Genomic DNA, 20790 nt, shown 5'->3' with positions numbered 1-20790 from the left:
GAGGATTTTTTTAGTGTTATTCCCACTCAATCGTGCTTGGTGGCTTACTTGTGATGTCATACACGACGCGGTTGACGTGGTTGACTTCATTGACGATTCGGCTGGAAACTTTCTGCAGCACTTCCCAGTCGATGCGTGCGAAGTCACTGGTCATGCCGTCGATACTTGTTACAGCGCGGACGCCGATTGTATAGTCATATGTTCTGTAATCGCCCATGACACCGACGGAGCGGATGTCAGGGAGGACAGTGAAGTATTGCCAGATATCGCGTTCAAGTCCTTCCTGTGCAATAACTTCTCTTAAAATAGCATCTGATTCACGGACAATCTCCAGCTTCTCTTCTGTAATCTCACCGAGTACACGGATACCGAGACCTGGGCCTGGGAAGGGCTGACGCCATACGAGGTGTTCAGGGATACCGAGTTCGATACCGAGGGCGCGTACATCATCTTTGAAGAGCGTGTTGATCGGTTCGATCAGTTCGAACTGCATGTCTTCCGGTAAACCACCGACGTTATGATGCGATTTGATGGTCTGCGCCGTCTTCGTGCCTGACTCGATAATGTCAGTGTACAGAGTACCTTGCGCCAAGAAGTCAACACCTTCTAATTTAGAAGCTTCGTCATCAAAGACATAGACGAATTCGTTACCGATAATCTTACGTTTCTGTTCAGGGTCTGATATCCCTTTAAGCTTGCTCATGAAACGTTCTTTTGCATCCACACGAATAATATTCATATTGAAGCCTTCACCGAACTGCTTCATGACCATATCGCCTTCTCCTTTACGAAGTAAGCCATGGTCAACGAAGATACATGTCAGCTGATCACCGATTGCTTTATGGAGAAGTACCGCTACAACCGAAGAATCCACGCCGCCGCTCATCGCGCATAATACTTTTTTGTCACCGACCTGCTCACGGATTTTTTCAACTTCGATGTCAATGAAGTTCTCCATCGTCCATTCACCTGTGCAGTTACAGATTTTACGGATGAAGTTACGAAGTAAGTCGTTGCCGTACTCTGAGTGGCGAACTTCCGGATGGAACTGGACGCCGTATAACTGACGCTCAGCATTTTCTACTGCCGCGTATTTACAGCTTGGTGAGTTCGCAATCATACGGAAGCCTTCAGGGATAGTGATGACTTTATCACTATGACTCATCCAGACGGTCTGTTCTTCAGGCAGCATGTGGAAAAGTGAATGCGTTTCTGCCGTGATAATCGCTTTACCATACTCACGTTCATTCGCACGTTCCACAGAGCCCCCGAGCAGTTTCGTCATCAGCTGCATACCGTAGCAGATGCCGAGAACCGGCACCCCTAAATTAAAGATTTCAGGGTCTACTGTAAATGAACCTTCTTCGTATACAGAGTTCGGCCCACCTGATAGGATGATACCTTTCGGATTCATTTTCTTGATTTCTTCGATTGAGATTTCGTGATCATGTAACTCACTGTAGACGCCCATCTCACGAATACGTCTAGTAATCAGCTGGTTATACTGGCTGCCGAAATCGAGTACCAGGATCAATTCCTGTTCAAATGCCATTTCCATTAGTCAGTCTCCTTCATTAAATAGAATAGTTCGGTGCTTCTTTCGTGATCTGTACATCGTGCGGATGACTTTCTTTTAAGCCGGCCCCTGTCATTTTGATGAACTGCGCTTCTTCGCGTAATGCCTGCAGGTCTTTAGAGCCTGTGTAGCCCATACCGCTTCTGATGCCACCGACTAACTGATAAATTGTATCCTGCAGCGCCCCTTTATAGGCGATGCGGCCTTCGATTCCTTCCGGCACGAACTTCTTCGCTTCTTTATCATCCTGGAAGTAGCGGTCTTTAGAACCTTTCTCCATCGCGCCCAGTGAACCCATACCGCGGTATACTTTATACTGACGCCCTTGATAGATTTCAGTAGCGCCCGGGCTTTCTTCTGTACCACCGAGTAGTGAACCCAGCATCACAGCGTGTCCGCCTGATGCGAGGGCTTTAACGATATCACCTGAATACTTGATGCCGCCATCTGCGATAATGGTTTTGCCGAGTTCGCGTGCAACACCTGCGGCATCGTAAATCGCTGTAATCTGCGGCACACCTACCCCTGCCACAACACGTGTCGTACAGATGGAGCCTGGTCCGATACCGACTTTCACGACATCTGCACCTGCTTCAAACAGGGCTCTGGTTCCTTCTGCTGTCGCCACGTTACCTGCAATCAGTGTTACTTCAGGAAAGTTTTCTTTCAGCGCCTGAACCATCTCCAGTACACCTTTGGAATGGCCATGAGCTGTATCAATAACAAGTGCATCTGTGCCCGCTTCCACCAGGTATTTAGCACGAGTGAGGGTATCTTTGGCGATACCCACGGCACTGGCTACCAGTAAGCGGCCATGATTATCTTTTGCTGCATTCGGGAATTCAATCACTTTCTCGATATCTTTGATAGTGATCAGTCCCTTTAAGACACCGGCATCATCGACAAGCGGTAGTTTCTCGATTTTGTACTGCTGCAGCAGCTTCTCAGCCTGTTCAAGTGTTGTATCAACCGGTGCAGTCACTAAATCTTCTTTTGTCATGACGTCAGAGATCTTAATAGCATAATCTTCAATGAAGCGTAAATCACGGTTCGTTAAAATTCCGACTAACTTCATGTCTTCTTCGCTATTGACAATCGGCACACCCGAAATCCGATACTTACTCATCAGATGTTCCGCCGCAAAAACCTGTTCGTCAGGTGTCAGGAAGAAAGGATTCGTAATAACGCCGTTCTCTGAACGTTTAACTTTCAGTACTTCATCTGCCTGTTCTTCAATAGACATATTTTTATGAATCACGCCTAGTCCACCTTGACGCGCCATCGCAATGGCCATTTTTGCTTCTGTCACTGTATCCATACCTGCTGATAAAATCGGTATGTTCAGTTTAAGACGTTCTGATAATTCCACTTTCAGATCAACCTGGTTCGGCAGCACATCAGATTTTCCTGGAATCAGTAATACATCATCGAATGTTAAGCCTTCTTTTTGGAACTTAGTTTCCCACATGATTGATACCTCCATTTTATTTATTAATCTATTATTTCATAGTTTCTTCAATTTGTTGATTGTTTAAACCATTAAAAAATAAATTCAGTAATATCGCTGTCAGTGTACCGAGTACAATGCCATTCTGAGTCAGCCAGGCATAGTCTTCACCGAACTTGGCGAATGCACCGGGTACAGTCGTGATACCGAGACCGACACCAACTGATACAGCGATAATGAGCAAGTTATCCTGCTTCGTGAAGTCAATCGCACCCAGCATCTTAACCCCGTACGCCATCACCATCCCGAACATGGCAATCATCGCGCCGCCGAGAACAGGCGTCGGAATAATCGTGGCCAGCGCACCAAACTTCGGCATGGAGCCTGCCAGAATCAGTAACGCCACCATGCCGTACATGACATTCTTTGATTTGACGCCTGATAACGAGACAAGTCCTACATTCTGAGAATAAGCAGTGTAAGGAAAGGCATTGAAAATAGAACCTAGAACGATGGCGATTCCTTCAGCGCGGTAACCTTTGGAGATATCTTTACGGTCAATAGGCGTCTGCGTGATTTCACTGAGGGCATGGTAAACGCCAGTTGATTCAATCAGACTGACGATACCGACAATGACGAAGAGCAAGATAGAGCCGATTTCAAACTGAAAACCACCGAAACGGAAGGGCTTAGGAAGTTCAAACCAGTTCGAGTTGTTAACGGCACTGACATCCACCAGACCGAAGAATGAAGCAACGATGGTACCGATCATCAGTCCCAGTAAAATCGCTATAGAACGGATAAAGCCTGAAGACAGGCGGTGAATCACCAAAATCATAATCAACGTCAGCAAGCCGAGCATAATATTCAGGGGATCACCATAGGTCTTAGACCCTTGCCCCCCTGCGAGATTGTTCATTGCAACCGGCATAAGCGTAATGCCGATAATCGTGACCACGCTGCCCGTGACGATCGGCGGAAATATCTTCACTAAATAGGAGAAGAGCGGTGCAATCAGCACAATGATGATACCGGACGCAAAAAGTGAACCATACAAGACATCTATGCCGTGCTTCGAGCCGATCATAATCATCGGTGTGACGGCAGTGAATGTACAGCCCAGAACAACAGGCAGGCCGATACCAATCCCTTTATAGACCTGGAGGAAAGTCGCGACGCCGCACATGAAAATATCAATGGAGACAAGATAGGCGATTTCTTCACCGGAGAAGCCGAGCGCCTTACCCACAATGATCGGCACGATGATAGCACCTGCATACATAGCCAGAAGATGCTGGATACTTAATAAGAGATTTTTCATCATTCTTCTTCCACTAACGTGACTTTGTCACCCTCTAATGAAGCAATACGACATAAACTCAGGACATCAAGACCTTCATTTTTCAGACGGTCTGCGCCTTGCTGGAAGCTTTTTTCAATGACGATACCGACACCGACACATTCTGCTCCCGCCTGTTTGACTAAATCATACAGACCGAGTGCCGCTTCACCATTCGCCAGGAAGTCATCGATAATGAGAACCTTATCATCAGTAGAGAGAAACTTCTGTGAGACGACCACATGACTTGTTCTGTTCTTTGTATAGGAGTGAATGTCCGTCTCATAGACTGCCTCAGTAAGTGTGGACGGAATCGCCTTCTTCGCGAATAGACACGGGACATCAAAGGCCAGTGCTGCCATGATAGAAGGCGCTATACCGCTTGCTTCAATCGTCAGAATTTTCGTCACGCCTTTATTTTTATAGTAATCATAGAAATGAGCTGCCACTTGCTTCATGAGTGCGGCATCAATCTGATGATTCAGAAATGCATCGACTTTAAGAACCGAACCTGCAATCACTACGCCTTCTTCTTTTACTTTCTGCTGTAACTCTTTCACGATTGTCCTCCTTATAATAAAAAAACTCACCTGCTGGAATAGGCGAGTAAAAAAAGAATGTCCAAACTCGGTCGAGAATGGATTCATTTTTTCACTCATAGTCACGTCATTTAAGGTGCGTGGTAGATACTTCAAAGCCATATTCTTTAATTATATGAGTATTTTATTTAATTTTTTATTTAATTGATGATAACAAATTTAGCCTAGGATTTCAAGGACAAATCCGCATAGAATCAAGGTTTGAGCCTTCTTTCAGTCAATGTAAACGCATTAATGTCTGATAATTTTTTATTTTTTTATTTTTAAAGTGTTTAGGGTGGAAGCCGTCGGGTATATTTCTAACATCACAAGAAAATCAAAACGACACCTTAGAGATTTACAACACATTAGTGATTGGGAGGTAGAATTACAATGGGTAACATTGAATCATTTTCTAGTGAACAAGCATTATTAGGTAGAATTGATAACTTGAAGTCTCAAGGAGTAGCTGAACGCGACTTACACGTGATTTCCAAAAACAAGCTTGAAGGTTCTGCACTGAATTATACAGATGTGAACTTCAAGAATGCAGATGGATCATTTGGCGACAAAGTAGCTTCACTCTTCACAGGGGAAGATCCTCAGACACGTGTCTTTGATAAATTGAATTTATCAGATGCACAGCGTAGTGAATATGAGCGTGAAATTGAAAGTGGCAACATCTTACTTTATGTAGATAATGACGCGACTTACAATACTTCAGATTCATCTGATCATTACGATGTCGACGGACAAGCACGTCACGAAGACACTTATACAAACGGTGTAGTCGGCGGCTTTGCTAATCCTGATTCAATCAACCGCAGTAACAATGAAACACTGCACGAAGGTAATTTCTCTAACCCTGATGACGGGACAACAGGTCTCACAGCAGGTCAAAGTTTAGAGTCTGATACTGATGCACAGTATTCACAGCACCATAAAACTAATAACTTACACACAAGAGAGGAACATGTAGACATGAAAAACGAATTTAACAATGATTTAAACCGTGATGAATTACACCTTAACGAATTTGACCGCGTAGATAACAAAGAGTACGTATTTGACGAGGATATCGCTAACCGTACAGACTTATCAGACGATGAAAAAATCCGTTTACACGAAGAGCGTCTTCGCGTAGGTAAAGATACAGTTCAAACTGGTGAAGTACGCGTCGACAAAGATGTAGTAGAAGAACGCCAAGAGTTTGATGTACCTGTAAGCCGTGACGAAGTAACAATCGAACGTCGTCGTGTAGACGAAAGAGTAGACGGAGATGTTGACTTCGACCGTTTAAATGACGATACAATCCGTATCCCATTAACTGAAGAACGCATCAACGTTGAAAAAGAAAACGTTGTAGCTGAAGAATTAGTAATCAAGAAAAACCGTATCCAAGATACTGCACACGTATCTGAAACAGTACGTAAAGAACAAGTGGATATCGATGACACTAACGGCCGTCAAGTTGACGCTGACTTAGATCGCGACAACGATTTATTAGACCGTCGCTAATCATTCACTAATATGATTAACCCCGGAGGCTTATCTCTGGGGTTTTTTTGGAGGCGAAATTTAATGGGCAGCGCATTTTTCTGGGGCGCGGTATCAGGTGGCGCCGTGCTGTTAGGGGCTATTATCAGTATGATTATTCATATCCCACGTAAAATTTTAGGTTTCATTATGGCGTTCGGTGTCGGTGTCTTAATCGGTGCTGCTACGTTTGAATTATTGCAGGAATCTCTGGAAAAAAGTGAATTAACGAATACGATTCTCGGTTTTGTAGCGGGGGCCGTTACTTTTACTATTATTGAAGCCATTATTACCCGCAAAGGGGGTAAACACCGGAAGCGCTCTAATGCACATGAATTACAGAATGATTCAAGTGAAGAGTCCGGCGGTGGTCTCGGTATCTTTATCGGCACGGTGATGGATGCCATACCCGAATCCATCATGCTTGGTACTACACTGATCGGCGGTAAAGGCGTGAGCATGCTGCTATTGATCGCGATTTTCATCAGTAATATTCCGGAAGGCTTATCGAGTACAGCAGGGATGCTCAAAAGCGGTCAGTCTAAAGGCAAAGTAATCGGGCTTTTCGTCGCTGTCACTGTTGTAGCAGGGCTTAGTGCCTTATTTGGCTATGTCTTCCTTGATCATGCTAATCCGGCCGTCATCTCAATTATTTCAAGCTTCGCTGCAGGCGGTATTATCACCATGATCGGTGCTACAATGATGCCGGAAGCCTATGAAGACGGCGGTGCATTAGTGGGCCTGTTTACAGCAGCAGGTGTGATCACCTCTATCCTTTTAGATCATCTGTAAAAAAATTCTTAGGCATAAGCCTAAGAATTTTTTTATGACTGCTCCCATTTCCTGTTACTATATTTTTTGTAGTAGTTAAGGTCTCTTAATTTCAAGTAAATCTTTCTTTTCAGAGAACGGTCTTTTTTATATTTCAAAGGATCAAATGTCTCCTTTGCTTGTATGAGTTGTCTGACTTCCTGTTTAAGCTTTAGATTACGGATGCCTTGCAGCATGAGAGTCGGTGGAATCACTGTAAAAATCATTTTTTTGTCTAAATAGACCAGCGGATGACTCTTATGTTCCACTAAATCTTCAACATAGCAACGCGCAATCGAATAGCCGCTTGCTCTGATATATGAGCTTGAACGTCCTGTACGTAAATTAACCTCCAGAAACTTATATTTACCGTCACGTGCGTCATACTTTAAGTCGAAGTTCGCAAAGCCTTTATAACCGGTCTCTTCCATCATATGAACGACTTTATCCATTAATTCTTTCTGATAACGTGTAATAAGAGCCGTATAATTTCCGACTGCTGTCAGTTGAGGTTCCTGAGATAAAACTTGGGCAAGCGTCACCACCTGGCCTTTACCGTTGCGGTCACTGTAATAAACCATATCCCAGAGTTCCTGGTCGCTGCCCTCAATATATTCCTGCAGGATCAGGTCTTTGCGATAACCGTTGTCATAAAGAAGCTGAATGGTCTGATTGACTTCCTCATATGAAGAAAGACGATAGATCTTCTGTTTACCTGTGAAATGAAGATCAAAATAGGCGGTTCCATCATTTACTTTAATAATCACCGGGAACATCACTTCTTCATGGAAAGTGGTCAGTTCACGGCAATCTATCGTAAAAGTCTTAGGAATGTCTAACCCATATTGTTCGCATAACTGATAAAAATGCTTCTTATAATAGAATTGATCAAAAAGTGTCTGACTCGGAAAATTCAAGATGAAACGGTCATCTAATAAGACACTATTCTTCACCAGTAATTTCACATACTCATCTGTTGTGGGGACGAGTAACAGCTTTTGCCCGTTATATTTTTCTGCAAGCTGATTCAATGTTTGTACAAACACTTCATCTTGATACAAATCCGCGTCTGTCACATAATCCCTCACTAAAGAAGAGAATTCTGTAAATGCCAGCTTGCCCGCTGCTAGTATAATTGATTTTTGATGATAATCTTCATGAAACGCCGCCGCTGCTGCATAAGCATGTATATTTGCGCCGATAATGACCGGTGTAAATTCCGTATTCACCATGTGTCCGTAACCCCGCTCCCTTTCCTTCTCATTTATATTACCATATCATTTGTTATCATCTTGCATATTCTTCTAGATTCTTACTAAATTTATAAGGTTTAAAATCCTCATAAAAAAAGACCTTTCACTATTGAAGTGAAAGGTCTGGAATATTAATTCTCGTCTTTAACATATGGTAATAATGCCATATGACGTGCACGTTTGATTGCTACAGTTAACATACGTTGGTATTTAGCTGAAGTACCTGTTACACGACGTGGTAAGATTTTACCGCGTTCAGAGATGAATTTTTTAAGTAATTCTGCGTCTTTGTAGTCGATTTGTGTGATACCGTTTGCTGTGAAGTAACACACTTTTTTACGACGACGTCCGCCTCTTCTTGGTCCACCTGCCATGATTGTTGCCTCCCTTACTTATTGATTAGAACGGTAAATCATCATCACTGATATCAATCGGCCCTGTTGCGTTCGCAAACGGGTTGTTTGATGCAGGAGAGGATGTGTTAGTTGTTTGATTGTTTGCCTGATAATTCTGACCTTGTGATTGTCCACCGAATCCTGGGTCATAACTTGAATAGTCATTAGACACATTGTCCTGACGATTCTGGTTAGCACCTTTAGGTTCCAAGAACTGCACTGAGTCGCAGACGACTTCAGTCACATACACTTTACGGCCTTCCTGATTATCATAGCTGCGAGATTGCAATCTACCGTCAACACCGGCTAAGCTACCTTTACTTAGGTAGTTATTAACGTTCTCAGCTTGTTTACGGAATACGACACAGTTTAAGAAGTCCGCCTGGCGTTCTCCTTGAGCGTTCGTAAATGTGCGGTTGACCGCTAATGTAAACGTAGCAACTGATACGCCTGAGGGTGTGACTCTGTATTCGGGATCCTTCGTTAAACGACCTACTAATACAACACGATTAATCATGCAATTCGCCCCCGTTGATTATTATTTTTCTTCTTCGCGTACAATGATATGACGGATAATATCGTCATTGATCTTCGCTAAACGATCAAATTCGTTTGTTGCTTGATCAGTAGAGTTAACGCGTACGATTTGGTAGAAACCTTCTTTGAAGTCTTCGATTTCGTAAGCTAAACGACGTTTACCCCAATCTTTTGCTTCGATGATTTCCGCACCGTTTGAAGTTAAGATTTCGTTGAAACGTTCAACTAACGCTTTCTTCGCATCTTCTTCAATGTTCGGGCGTACAACGTACATAATTTCGTATGTTCTCATCAATTACACCTCCTTATGGTCTATGCGGCTTTACTGTTTCGTAAAGCAAGGAATAATTTTCATTACTCACAATTGAATATTATAGCATAGTAATACACAGATTACAACATTAGTAGAGTACTTCGTCTAATTTATAGACAACCATTTCTTTGACATGAAAAAGCTTGATATCTTGTGAGGCGTAGAGATATTCATAGAGATAATAATCACTGTCCTCAGGGTTGATTTCATCACAGCTGACAATGTCCAGATAGCGGATGGCATCGTCAGGATAGCTGACTTTCTTATAAATATCCTCATTCAGTGCAACGTATTCATCATATCGGACAGCTTGTACAAAATAGTAATAGATGACATTGTACATCTCCTGTCCTTTATCGCCCGACTTTGTGATGACTTTAATGCCGTAGATAATCCGCTTTAAAGGTTTCATGTCTGCCTCCTGAATTAAACATTAAATCTGAAATGAACAACATCTCCATCTTTCATCAAGTAATCCTTACCCTCAAGGCGGACTTTACCTGCTTCTTTTGCACCTGCCATACCATTATTACCTACTAAATCCTCGAAACTCACCGTCTCCGCACGAATAAAGCCGCGTTCAAAGTCTGTATGGATGATCCCCGCACATTGTGGTGCTGTCATCCCTTGTTTAAAGGTCCACGCACGCACTTCCTGCTCACCGGCTGTGAAATAAGTCGCCAGGCCGAGAAGATGATAAGATGCTTTAATCAACTTATCAAGTCCCGATTCTTCAATGCCGAGGTCAGTCAGATATTCCTGCTTATCTTCATCATCTAATGCCGCCAGTTCTTCTTCGATACGGGCACTGATGACGATGACTTCAGAGCCTTCTTTCTCCGCATAGTCGCGGATAGCTTTAACGTAATCGTTGTTGTCAGCATCCAGTAAATCGTCCTCTGCAACATTCGCCACGTACAGCATCGGTTTCGCAGTTAAAAGGTGCATACCTCGCACAAGACGCTGCTGTTCAGGTGTGAATTCTATACTACGGACAGGCTGTTCATTTTCAAGGGCTTCTTTAACGATTGCCAGCACTGCTTCTTCTGCCATCGCATCTTTGTCTTTTTGTTTGGCCATCTTCTGGACACGTGCATAACGTTTCTCCACTGATTCCATATCAGCGAGCACCAGTTCCATATTGATGACTTCGATATCATCGATCGGATTGACCTTGCCTGATACATGCGTGATATTCTCATCTTCGAACGCACGGACAACCTGACAGATGGCATCTACTTCACGGATATGAGAAAGAAATTTATTACCGAGGCCTTCTCCTTTGGATGCCCCTTTAACGATACCGGCGATATCTGTGAACTCGAATGCTGTCGGTACTGTTTTCTTAGGTGTCACCAGTTCAGTCAGTTTGTCTAAACGGTAGTCAGGGACTTCTACGATACCGACGTTCGGATCGATAGTTGCGAACGGATAGTTGGCAGCAAGTGCCCCTGCTTTCGTAATTGCGTTGAATAAAGTGGATTTACCGACGTTCGGTAAACCGACGATTCCAGCTGTTAATGCCATAATTGTTCTCCTTTATGATTCGTCAGCTGACGAAATGATTTTTTTGATTTTCTTATTGAATTCAGGGCGCGGCATCATAATGCTTCGCCCGCAGTTCGTACATTTAATACGGATATCGGCGCCCAGACGGATGATCTGAAACGCATTGGTTCCGCATGCATGCTGTTTCTTCATCTCCACAATATCATTCATCTGATAGTTATTCATTTTCTGGGCCTCCTTTAGGTTGATTATACATGACCATCCTTGGCACAGGCGCTTTTACACCGTGACTATCGAGAAAGTCCTTCAAGTCTCCGCGCAATAGTCTTGATACTTTCACATGATTGTTCGGCAGTGTCTCCGCCGCAATCTTAATGACCGCTTCGCCTGCTTTCACCATATCAACCCCTAATATTTCCGGGGTCTTCACAACATCCTCATATTTATCTTTCAGCGTCTCAAGATACGGTGTTAACATCTCTTCTACCGCGCGAATATTCTCTTCACTGGAAATCGAGACCTCGAAGACTGCGACTGAATTATTGACGGAGAAATTGACGATCTCATTCATCGTGCCATTGGGCAGGATGGTCAGTTCTCCAGTGAAAGAACGGATTCTAGTCGAGCGGAGGCCGATAGACTGCACAGTCCCCTCCGCGACTTTCGTGCCGCCAGTATTGATTCTGACGTAATCTCCGACATCAAACTGACTCTCGAATATGATGAAGAACCCTGTGATAATATCTTTAACAAGTGTCTGTGCCCCGAAACCAAGCGCAATCCCTGCTATTCCGGCACCCGCTATCAGGCTCTCCACTTTGATGCCCATATTGCTGAGGACAGTGGTCAGCACCACGAACCAGACGACATAAGTGGTAATATTCTGCAGCAGTTTGATCAGTGTGGTATCACGTTTTTCAGACAGCGACAAGTTAGACAGTCTTCTGACTTTAAAGAACTGCGCAATCGCAACATGCAGCACTTTAATGACCACAAAAGCAATCAGGACAATGATGATTGACCAGAAGGTATTGACACCGATATTTTTCCACATTTCTGAGCCGAGCAGCGGATTGATCAGATGCTTCTTCATTGGTTCCTAAAGACGCTCCAACAAGCTGATCAGACGATTAAATTCCTCTTCTGAAGTGAATTCAATCGCAATCTTGCCTTTTTTGCGCGATTTAGAGATCTCTACATTTGTACCTAAGTGCTGCTTTAGGGACTGTTCATGTTTCACAAGAAACTTTGGTTTGGCCGATGTCTTTTTAGGCTGCTCAGGTGTCGCGGTGAGTGACTTCACATACTGTTCCAGCTGTCTGACACTCCACGTTTCTCTAATGACCCGCTTGGCAACCGATAGCATATCCGCTTCATTTTTAAGGCCGAGAAGTGTGCGGCCATGTGCCCCGGACAACTGCTTATCGTTGATCAGCTGCTTGATCTCTTCCGGTAAGTTCAGCAGACGGAGCATATTAGCGATATATGGGCGAGATTTTCCGAGTCTGTCGGCTGCTTCTGCCTGTGTCAAAGATAAATGATCCATCAGAAGCTGATAACTTCTGGCTTCTTCTAAGGCATTCAGATCTTCACGCTGTAAGTTTTCTATAATGGCGAACTCCATCATCTGTTTATCAGTCATTGATTTGACGATGGCAGGGATATCTGTTTTGCCGGCAAGTTTGCTTGCACGATAACGACGCTCACCCGCAACGATGTCATAACCTTTTACCGATTTCTTGACGATGATCGGCTGAAGAATGCCATGCAGTTTGATTGACTCTGCCAGTTCAGCAAGTGCCATATCATCAAAATCATGACGCGGCTGATAGGGGTTCGGCCGGATATCATCCAGTCTCAGCTGCTCAACTACTTCGTCTCCTTTGTTATCCTGAAAGAGTGCATCAAGGCCGCGGCCCAGTCCTTTACCAAGTCCTTTAGCCATGGCTGATGACCTCCTCTGCTAAATCCGCGTAAGTCTTTGCACCTGTTGACCGTGCATCATAGACATTGATCGGCTGACCGTGTGACGGCGCTTCTGACAGACGCACATTACGTGGAATAATCGTGTCATATACTTTGTCACCGAAATGCGACCGCACTTCAGCCATGACATCATTGCCCAGATTGGTCCGTGCATCCAGCATCGTGAGCAGGACCCCTTCAATTTCAAGCGACTGATTTAAGTGGCGCTGAACAAGCTTGATGGTATTCAGGAGCTGACTTAAGCCTTCAAGCGCGTAATATTCACACTGCACAGGGATGATGATGCCTGTTGCCGCGGTGAATGAGTTGATGGTCAGCAGGCCAAGTGACGGCGGACAGTCAATAATGATGTAATCAAATGATTCTTCCAGTTCTTTAAATGCATATTTGAGACGAACTTCCCGGCTCATCGCAGAGACCAGCTCAATTTCAGCGCCTGCTAAGGCGATATTCGCCGGAATGATGGACAAATTCTCCTGCTCTGTCTTCAGCACGACCCGGTTGATTGAAACATCTTCAACCAGCATATCGTAAACTGAGAATTTCACATTATTTTTATCTATACCGACACCACTTGTCGCATTACCTTGAGGATCTGTATCCACTAACAGGACTTTCTTCCCTCGTTCAGCAAGCGCAGCACTTAAGTTGACAGAAGTCGTCGTTTTACCGACGCCGCCCTTCTGATTGGCGATAGCTAATATCTTCATCTTTTTCTCTCCTTGCTGTTTCTTCATTATTACGATTATAACAATATTAGAACTAAACTGCACAAACTAAAAAACCATCCGAAAGGGATGGTTACTGGTTATTCTGATTTTTAAAGACTTTAATCGAGATTTCGTAAAAGTTAGCATACTCAGTATCTTTACGCTTCACTTTAATCCCGCTCTTCTCAACGGCTTTCACACTTTCACCGATTGTATTAAAGGCAAGCTTCATATCACGTGTAAAGGCAATGCGTGTCGGTTTAACCTCTTCACCGCCGAGCATACGTTTGACGCGTTCTTCTGTCTGCTTGACGTTCAGACTCTGACTTTTGATGATAGCGAGCATCTCTTTTTGCTGAGTCTCATTTAAGGCGAGCAGGCTTCTCGCATGTCGCTCTGTGATCTGTGACTGACTGAGCGCTTCCAGAATAGGTGAAGAAAGTCTTAATAGACGCAGCTTATTGGCAATAAAGGACTGGCTTTTACCGAGACTTGTCGCAAGATCCTGCTGAGTGATGCCGTCCAGGTCCAGCAGTTTCTTGTAAGCTTCCGCTTCTTCAACGACAGAAAGGTTTTCACGCTGAATATTCTCGATCAATGCGATAGCGGCCGTCTCTTTATCGTTCAGAGGTTTCACCAGCACTTCCGTTTCAGCGGTACCATTTAATTGAAGCGCTCTGAAACGGCGTTCACCCGCAATAATTTCGTACATCTCTTCTTCAATCGGGCGAACGACAATCGGCTGAAGCAGCCCATATGCTTTAATGGAATCCGCTAACTCCTGAATCTTTTCTTCATCAAATACCTGTCTCGGCTGGTAGCGGTTCGGCACAATGCGTTCTATCGCGATCTTGATCACATTGCCTTCTGCACGTTCTCCTGTCAGATCTTCTTTATCACGTAATCCAAATAGCTTTGAAAAAGGTTTCTTCATCTCATTCGACTCACTTTCATCACATCTTATTTCATCAGCGGTTCTTTCGCAGGGGTACCTGCTTTTCGCGGATATTTTTTAGCAGTCTGTCTGCGCTTTTCGATATCCACAATATAACGTGTACTCTCTTCCATAGGCAGCGTAAACTGATGATTGGCCACAATCTCACCGCCCAGGATATTCACGGCAAAGAGCCCTTCTTCTATTTCAATCTCGCCTTGCGCACCTTTCAGCGCCAGGAAGTGTCCTCCTTTTCTGACAAGCGGCAGACACAATTCGCTTAATACCGACAGGCGCGCAACCGCCCGTGCTGTCACCACGTCATATGTTTCACGTTTTTCCGAGCGGCCGAACGTCTCTGCACGGTCATGGATGAACTGTACCTGTTCAAGGTTCAGCTCTGCAGCGAGATGGTTCAGGAAGTTAATGCGTTTGTTAAGAGAATCTACTATGGTCAGTTTGATGTGCGGGAACAGGATTTTCAGCGGAATACTTGGAAAACCCGCCCCTGCGCCGACATCGCATAACGTCTCAATTTCCTTGAAATCAAAGTAAAAGCCAGGTGTCAATGAGTCAAAGAAATGCTTTAAGTAGACTTCTTCCTTTTCAGTAACAGCAGTTAAATTAATTTTCTCATTCCACTCTACTAGATTTTCATAATAAATTGCAAACTGTTTCAGTTGTTTTTCTGTTAATTCAAAGCCTTGCGCACGGAGTGCTGCTATAAACTGCTCTTCATTCATCTAATTCACCTTCGCAATCTTTCCCTGTTCAATATAGACAAGCAGAATCGAAACATCAGCCGGATTAACCCCGGAAATACGTGATGCCTGACCCACACTCAAAGGTTTTACTTCCTTCAGTTTCTGACGCGCCTCTGTCGCCAGACTATGAATAGCATCGTAATCGATGTTAGCTGGAATCTTCTTGTCTTCCATCCGTTTCATTTTTTCAACCTGCTGCAGAGATTTATCTATATAGCCTGCATATTTGGTCTGAATCTCCACTTGCTCTGCTACTTCTTCTGAGACTTCAATATCATCCGCAAGTATTTCACGGATAGCTGCATAATCCATTTCTGGACGTTTTAAGAGGTCAATCGCTAAAATACCATCTTTTAAAGCAGCACCGCCGCGTTCTGCAATCAAGTGCTGCGTCTGTTCATTCGGTTTAATACGGACTTGAGACAGACGGCTGATCTCTTCTTCAATGGCTGCTTTCTTCTCTTCAAAACGGCTGTATCGTTCATCTGAAATCAGTCCGATCTTATGGCCGATTTCAGTCAGACGAAGATCAGCATTATCATGACGCAGAAGTAAACGATACTCTGCACGGCTGGTCAACAGGCGATACGGCTCATTGGTTCCTTTAGTGACCAGATCGTCAATCAGCACACCGATATAGGCATCTGCACGACCAAGAACGAGCGGTTCGCGGCCCAGCACTTTAGCAGCAGCGTTGATGCCGGCCATCAGTCCTTGTCCTGCCGCTTCTTCATAACCAGATGTTCCGTTGATCTGACCCGCTGTGAACAGACCCGCGATTTTCTTCGTCTCAAGTGATGGCCAGAGCTGGGTCGGTACAATCGCATCATATTCAATGGCGTAGCCTGCACGCATCATATCTGCACGCTCGAGGCCTGGAATGGACTGCAGCATCTGTCTTTGCACATGTTCAGGCAGGCTGGTAGATAATCCTTGGACATAGACTTCTTTCGTATTGCGTCCTTCAGGCTCCAGGAAAATCTGATGGCGCGGTTTATCATTGAAACGAACAAATTTATCTTCAATAGACGGACAGTAACGGGGGCCTGTCCCTTTGATCATACCGGAGTACATCGCTGACAGATGCAGATTGTCATCGATGATCTGGTGAGTCTTGTCATTCGTATAAGTCAGCCAGCATGGCAGCTGATCTAAAATATATTCTGACGTCTCATAGCTGAATGCACGGCCGACTTCGTCACCCGGCTGAATCTCTGTTTTGTCATAATCGATGGTATTGCCGTTGACACGAGGCGGTGTCCCTGTTTTAAAGCGAACGATATCAAAGCCGAGTTCACGGAGATGATCAGCGAGTTTAATAGACGGCATCTGATGGTTCGGGCCTGATGAGTACTTGATGTTACCGAGAATAATTTCACCGCGCAGGAATGTACCTGTCGTCAAGACGACAGCATCTGCATGGTAGGTCGTGCCGATGACTGTTTCAACACCCGTCACTTTACCTTCTTCTATAATAAGACGTTCGACCATCCCCTGCATGATATCAAGGTTAGGTGTGTTTTCAATCACATCTTTCATTTCCTGCTGATAGAGGACCTTATCCGCCTGCGCACGAAGTGCACGTACAGCCGGGCCCTTCCCTGTATTCAGCATGCGCATCTGTATATGTGTTTTATCGATAGTCTTGGCCATCTGGCCGCCAAGCGCATCGATTTCACGTACAACAATCCCTTTAGCAGGACCGCCGACTGAAGGATTACACGGCATGAAAGCGACTGAATCAAGGTTGATGGTCAGCATCAAGGTTTTCGCGCCCATTCGTGCTGAAGCGAGTCCTGCTTCCACCCCGGCATGTCCTGCGCCGACAACAATTACATCATATTTTTCCAAGTTTGTTTCCTCCTTATTTACCGAGACAGAACTGACTGAATAACTGATCAATCAGACTGTCCGACACTTCTTCACCAATCACTTCTCCAAGTAGCTCCCACGTTCTGATGAGATCGATCTGTACTATATCGATAGGGACACCCATTTCAGCTGCATTCATCGCGTCATTGATAGCTGCCTTCGCTGATTTTAAAAGACTGATATGACGGGCGTTTGAGACGTAAGTCATATCTTGCTGCTGCACCGCTCCTTCAAAGAATAGCTTCGCAATTTGTTCTTCAAGCTGATCGATCCCTGCTTGAGAAAGCATCGAAGTCTCGACAATCGGCACTTCACCCATCATCTTCTTCACTTCAGCAATATCCAGTTTCTGCTCCAGATCGGTTTTATTGATGATGACGATAACATCTTCATGTTTAATGGCTTCAGCAAGCTGATAGTCGCTGTCTGTCAATGCTTCATTATAGTTCAGTACATAGAGAATGAGGTCTGCTTTACTCAGTGCTTCGCGACTGCGTTCAACCCCTATTTTCTCTACGATATCCTCCGTTTCACGAATACCCGCTGTATCCACTAAACGCAGCGGCACACCTCTGACATTGACGTATTCTTCCAATACATCACGTGTTGTCCCCGCTATCTCTGTGACAATGGCTTTATTATCCTGGATCAGTGTGTTCAACATTGAACTTTTTCCGACATTCGGCTTACCGACAATCACCGTTGATAAACCTTCACGCAGAATCTTACCTTGGGCACCTGTTGTCAGCAGCGCATCGATAGACTGCTCAATCCTGCGGGCTTCAGTCAGCAGAAACTGCGTCGTTGCTTCCTCAACATCGTCATATTCTGGATAATCGATATTCACTTCCACTTGTGCCAGAATCTCGAGAATAGACTGGCGGAGTCCTTTAATCATCGTGCTTAGGCGTCCTTCAATCTGATTCATGGCGACTTTGCTGGCCCGGTCAGTCTTCGAACGGATGAAATCCATGATTCCTTCTGCCTGAGACAGATCGATTCGTCCATTCAGAAAAGCCCGTTTCGTAAACTCGCCCGGTTCTGCGAGACGCGCACCGTGTGTCAACGTCAGCTCTAAAATACGGTTCACTGTCATGATACCGCCGTGACAATTGATCTCTACAATGTTTTCACGTGTATAAGTACGCGGCGCACGCATGACAGCCACCATCACTTCCTCTACGGTCTCTGCTGTCTCCGGATCAATAATGTGACCGTAATTGATGGTATGGCTCTCCACTTCAAGTAAGGACTTCTTTCCTTTATAGAGACGATCAGCAATTTCGATTGCATCGTGTCCGGATAATCTGACGATGGCAATCGCCCCCTCACCCATAGGGGTGGATATGCTTGAAATAGTTTCAAGTTCCATAATATCTCCTCCATTGATTCATTCGTTGATTGTAAAATGAAACACCTAAAAAACAAATCTATATGCTCTGAATAAACAGATTAACTCTAAAAACTAAAGTTTTTAGAGTTAATCTTTTCTATTTTGATTTAATGACTAGATATCGATGAGGTTCACGGCCTTCTGAATATGTTTCGATATTTTTCATTTTCACCAGTACTTGGTGAATAATTTTTCTCTCGTAATTAGGCATAGGCTCAAACTTGACAGGTTCGTGGCTCCTCAGTGCCTTCTGAGCCATATTAAGTGCCAGATTTTCAAGCGTCTCTCTACGTTTTTCGCGGTAGTTTTCAATATCAATCATCACTGTGACATAGCCTTTATGGCTCTGCTGGATATACGTCTGAGCAACGGTCTGCAGTGCGTTCAAAGTATGGCCTCTTTTACCGATGATACGTGCGGCATCAGCTGATTCCAGATTGATGCCGACTTCGTTACTTTTCGTCGTAACAGTACCGGTCGCCTCAATGTTCATACGCTTTAAAATCTGCAGAAGATATTGAAGTGTCTGCCCGGCAGATGCAGTCAAATCTTTTTTCGGTTTTTGACTCTCTTCGGCATTTCGCTCTGCTGCCTCATTCACTGTTGCTTGACTTTGCGGCTCTGAAATAATGACGGGTTCTTCGTCCTCGCTTACCTGGGCATTACTTTTAAGTTCTGCCGGTGTATACCGCTTGAGTTCAGGATCGATGATGGTCAGACTGACCACCGCCGCACGTCTCCCTACACCGAACAATCCTTTTTTCCCCGGGTCTTCTATTTCGATTTTCACCTGCTGTTCACTGACATTTAAGCTGCTTAATCCGTTCTGTATCGCTTCTTCTACGGTTGTCCCTGTAAAAGTCTCCTGCATTTCAGCGCCTCCTATTTAATACGTTTATTAAATCCTTTGGCTATCTTCATGACATGTTCAAGGCTTTTATTGACTTCTTCTACTGACATATCAGCGGCAGGTTTTCTCGCTACAACGATAAAGTCAGCAGCAATGATATCTTCTTTATGACGCGTGAAGCTTTCTCGTATGGTTCTTTTAATACGATTGCGAACGACTGCATTACCCAGTTTTTTTGACACAGAGATGCCGAGTCTGAAGTGCTCCGCTTCCTGTCGATCATATCGATAAATGACGAACTGCCGGTTCGCGACAGATTTTCCTTTCTTATAGACGCTCTGAAAATCTTCATTCTTTTTTATACGATAACTTTTTTCCAACGTTTTCACTCAATTCTGCCGCATGTTTTATCCAATTATACTAAATGGCTATACGTATTTAAACAAAAAAAAGACCACTGCAAGAGTGATCTTAAGCTGATAATACTTTTCTGCCTTTACGACGACGACGAGCAAGAACTTTACGGCCGTTTTTAGTGCTCATACGTGCACGGAAACCGTGAACTTTACTATGTTTACGTTTATTTGGTTGATAAGTACGTTTTACCACTTAGGACACCTCCTATTTGCTTATTCCTCTATTTTCACGTGTATGTGATTGACAGTAACTACTGAAGTATAGCAAATTACACAAAAATCTGCAAGTTTAACTTGAAATTTGTGCCCGTCAAAGTTATCCACTTATTCACAGCTTTGTGTTTTGTTATTGTGGATAAAATATTTTCTCTCTCTTTTTATTCACAATCTAAAAATGACTCATCCCCAAATCCACATATCTGGATAACTTATGGTGTGTACAAGCCCTGGTATGTGGATAACTTCACTTAGCTATTGATATTGCTCACTTTATTTGCTATCATTTTGTTTATATTTCTTGTGGAGAAGTCCTCACTCACCCAATGTTATCCACAAATTGTGGATGATTTGTG

At 44.1% G+C, this 20790-nt stretch carries 23 protein-coding genes and 1 riboswitch; of the genes, 2 read left to right on the top strand and 21 right to left on the bottom strand.

Annotated elements, in window-relative coordinates:
* Nucleotides 1-16: 16 nt before the first annotated feature.
* From guaA to xpt, 4 genes are read right to left on the bottom strand one after another with little or no spacing between them, the layout of a single operon-like run.
* Complete coding sequence (gene guaA, locus ERX55_RS08500) at nucleotides 17-1558, bottom strand: glutamine-hydrolyzing GMP synthase (protein ID WP_133452146.1); 1542 nt, start codon at nucleotides 1556-1558, stop codon at nucleotides 17-19.
* 16 nt (nucleotides 1559-1574) lie between these two features.
* On the bottom strand, nucleotides 1575-3044 hold the full coding sequence (guaB, locus tag ERX55_RS08495; protein WP_133452145.1) for an IMP dehydrogenase: 1470 nt from the start codon (nucleotides 3042-3044) through the stop codon (nucleotides 1575-1577).
* Between the two features lie 31 nt (nucleotides 3045-3075).
* Nucleotides 3076-4344, bottom strand: a complete 1269-nt coding sequence (locus ERX55_RS08490) for a nucleobase:cation symporter-2 family protein (RefSeq protein ID WP_133452144.1) — start codon at nucleotides 4342-4344, stop codon at nucleotides 3076-3078.
* On the bottom strand, nucleotides 4344-4922 hold the full coding sequence (gene xpt, locus ERX55_RS08485; protein WP_133452143.1) for a xanthine phosphoribosyltransferase: 579 nt from the start codon (nucleotides 4920-4922) through the stop codon (nucleotides 4344-4346). Before xpt ends, ERX55_RS08490 begins: the two co-directional genes overlap by 1 nt.
* Nucleotides 4923-5000: 78 nt before the next feature.
* Nucleotides 5001-5100, bottom strand: a riboswitch (purine riboswitch).
* Nucleotides 5101-5333: 233 nt separating this feature from the next.
* Between xpt and ERX55_RS08480 the strand changes: the two genes are divergently transcribed.
* The gene (locus tag ERX55_RS08480) at nucleotides 5334-6458 is read left to right on the top strand and encodes a DUF2382 domain-containing protein (RefSeq protein ID WP_133452142.1); all 1125 of its coding nucleotides are present in this window, start codon (nucleotides 5334-5336) and stop codon (nucleotides 6456-6458) included.
* Nucleotides 6459-6521: 63 nt separating this feature from the next.
* A complete protein-coding gene (locus tag ERX55_RS08475) occupies nucleotides 6522-7268 on the top strand; it encodes a ZIP family metal transporter (protein WP_133452141.1) in 747 nt (248 codons plus the stop codon).
* A gap of 32 nt (nucleotides 7269-7300) precedes the next feature.
* On the opposite strand, the gene ERX55_RS08470 is transcribed toward ERX55_RS08475, so the two are convergent.
* From ERX55_RS08470 to rpmH, 17 genes are all read right to left on the bottom strand, one after another.
* Complete coding sequence (locus ERX55_RS08470) at nucleotides 7301-8518, bottom strand: carboxylate--amine ligase (protein WP_133452140.1); 1218 nt, start codon at nucleotides 8516-8518, stop codon at nucleotides 7301-7303.
* A 152-nt stretch (nucleotides 8519-8670) separates the two neighbouring features.
* Nucleotides 8671-8913, bottom strand: coding sequence for a 30S ribosomal protein S18 (rpsR, locus tag ERX55_RS08465; RefSeq protein WP_133452139.1), 243 nt, complete (start codon nucleotides 8911-8913; stop codon nucleotides 8671-8673).
* A 25-nt stretch (nucleotides 8914-8938) separates the two neighbouring features.
* The gene (gene ssb / locus ERX55_RS08460) at nucleotides 8939-9451 is read right to left on the bottom strand and encodes a single-stranded DNA-binding protein (RefSeq protein WP_133452138.1); all 513 of its coding nucleotides are present in this window, start codon (nucleotides 9449-9451) and stop codon (nucleotides 8939-8941) included.
* A gap of 21 nt (nucleotides 9452-9472) precedes the next feature.
* Nucleotides 9473-9763: a 30S ribosomal protein S6 gene (gene rpsF / locus ERX55_RS08455; protein WP_133452137.1), complete on the bottom strand. Its 291-nt coding sequence runs from the start codon at nucleotides 9761-9763 to the stop codon at nucleotides 9473-9475.
* A gap of 109 nt (nucleotides 9764-9872) precedes the next feature.
* Entirely contained in the window at nucleotides 9873-10196 is a 324-nt protein-coding gene (locus tag ERX55_RS08450) for a hypothetical protein (RefSeq protein ID WP_133452136.1), read from the bottom strand.
* 14 nt (nucleotides 10197-10210) lie between these two features.
* A complete protein-coding gene (gene ychF / locus ERX55_RS08445; protein ID WP_133452135.1) occupies nucleotides 10211-11311 on the bottom strand; it encodes a redox-regulated ATPase YchF in 1101 nt (366 codons plus the stop codon).
* A gap of 12 nt (nucleotides 11312-11323) precedes the next feature.
* Complete coding sequence (locus ERX55_RS08440) at nucleotides 11324-11518, bottom strand: DUF951 domain-containing protein (protein ID WP_133452134.1); 195 nt, start codon at nucleotides 11516-11518, stop codon at nucleotides 11324-11326.
* A complete protein-coding gene (locus tag ERX55_RS08435; protein ID WP_133452133.1) occupies nucleotides 11511-12386 on the bottom strand; it encodes a mechanosensitive ion channel family protein in 876 nt (291 codons plus the stop codon). Before ERX55_RS08435 ends, ERX55_RS08440 begins: the two co-directional genes overlap by 8 nt.
* 6 nt (nucleotides 12387-12392) lie before the next feature.
* The gene (locus ERX55_RS08430; RefSeq protein WP_133452132.1) at nucleotides 12393-13238 is read right to left on the bottom strand and encodes a ParB/RepB/Spo0J family partition protein; all 846 of its coding nucleotides are present in this window, start codon (nucleotides 13236-13238) and stop codon (nucleotides 12393-12395) included.
* Entirely contained in the window at nucleotides 13231-13989 is a 759-nt protein-coding gene (locus ERX55_RS08425; protein ID WP_133452131.1) for a ParA family protein, read from the bottom strand. Before ERX55_RS08425 ends, ERX55_RS08430 begins: the two co-directional genes overlap by 8 nt.
* Nucleotides 13990-14080: 91 nt before the next feature.
* Nucleotides 14081-14923 (bottom strand): nucleoid occlusion protein, encoded by an 843-nt coding sequence (noc, locus tag ERX55_RS08420; RefSeq protein ID WP_133452130.1) that lies wholly within the window; start codon nucleotides 14921-14923, stop codon nucleotides 14081-14083.
* Between the two features lie 26 nt (nucleotides 14924-14949).
* Nucleotides 14950-15666, bottom strand: coding sequence for a 16S rRNA (guanine(527)-N(7))-methyltransferase RsmG (rsmG, locus tag ERX55_RS08415; RefSeq protein WP_133452129.1), 717 nt, complete (start codon nucleotides 15664-15666; stop codon nucleotides 14950-14952).
* Complete coding sequence (gene mnmG / locus ERX55_RS08410) at nucleotides 15667-17538, bottom strand: tRNA uridine-5-carboxymethylaminomethyl(34) synthesis enzyme MnmG (protein WP_133452128.1); 1872 nt, start codon at nucleotides 17536-17538, stop codon at nucleotides 15667-15669. It abuts the gene before it with no gap.
* Between the two features lie 13 nt (nucleotides 17539-17551).
* Complete coding sequence (gene mnmE / locus ERX55_RS08405; RefSeq protein ID WP_133452127.1) at nucleotides 17552-18931, bottom strand: tRNA uridine-5-carboxymethylaminomethyl(34) synthesis GTPase MnmE; 1380 nt, start codon at nucleotides 18929-18931, stop codon at nucleotides 17552-17554.
* 118 nt (nucleotides 18932-19049) lie between these two features.
* Nucleotides 19050-19823 (bottom strand): RNA-binding cell elongation regulator Jag/EloR, encoded by a 774-nt coding sequence (gene jag, locus ERX55_RS08400; RefSeq protein WP_133452126.1) that lies wholly within the window; start codon nucleotides 19821-19823, stop codon nucleotides 19050-19052.
* Between the two features lie 11 nt (nucleotides 19824-19834).
* Nucleotides 19835-20182: a ribonuclease P protein component gene (gene rnpA / locus ERX55_RS08395; RefSeq protein ID WP_133452125.1), complete on the bottom strand. Its 348-nt coding sequence runs from the start codon at nucleotides 20180-20182 to the stop codon at nucleotides 19835-19837.
* Between the two features lie 91 nt (nucleotides 20183-20273).
* A complete protein-coding gene (gene rpmH, locus ERX55_RS08390) occupies nucleotides 20274-20411 on the bottom strand; it encodes a 50S ribosomal protein L34 (RefSeq protein ID WP_133452124.1) in 138 nt (45 codons plus the stop codon).
* Nucleotides 20412-20790: the final 379 nt, after the last annotated feature.

Source organism: Macrococcus bovicus, from assembly GCF_004359575.1.
Lineage (GTDB): Bacteria > Bacillota > Bacilli > Staphylococcales > Staphylococcaceae > Macrococcus > Macrococcus bovicus.
The sequence above is the reverse complement of the archived record's forward strand: the minus strand, read 5'-3'. Positions and strand labels throughout refer to the sequence as shown.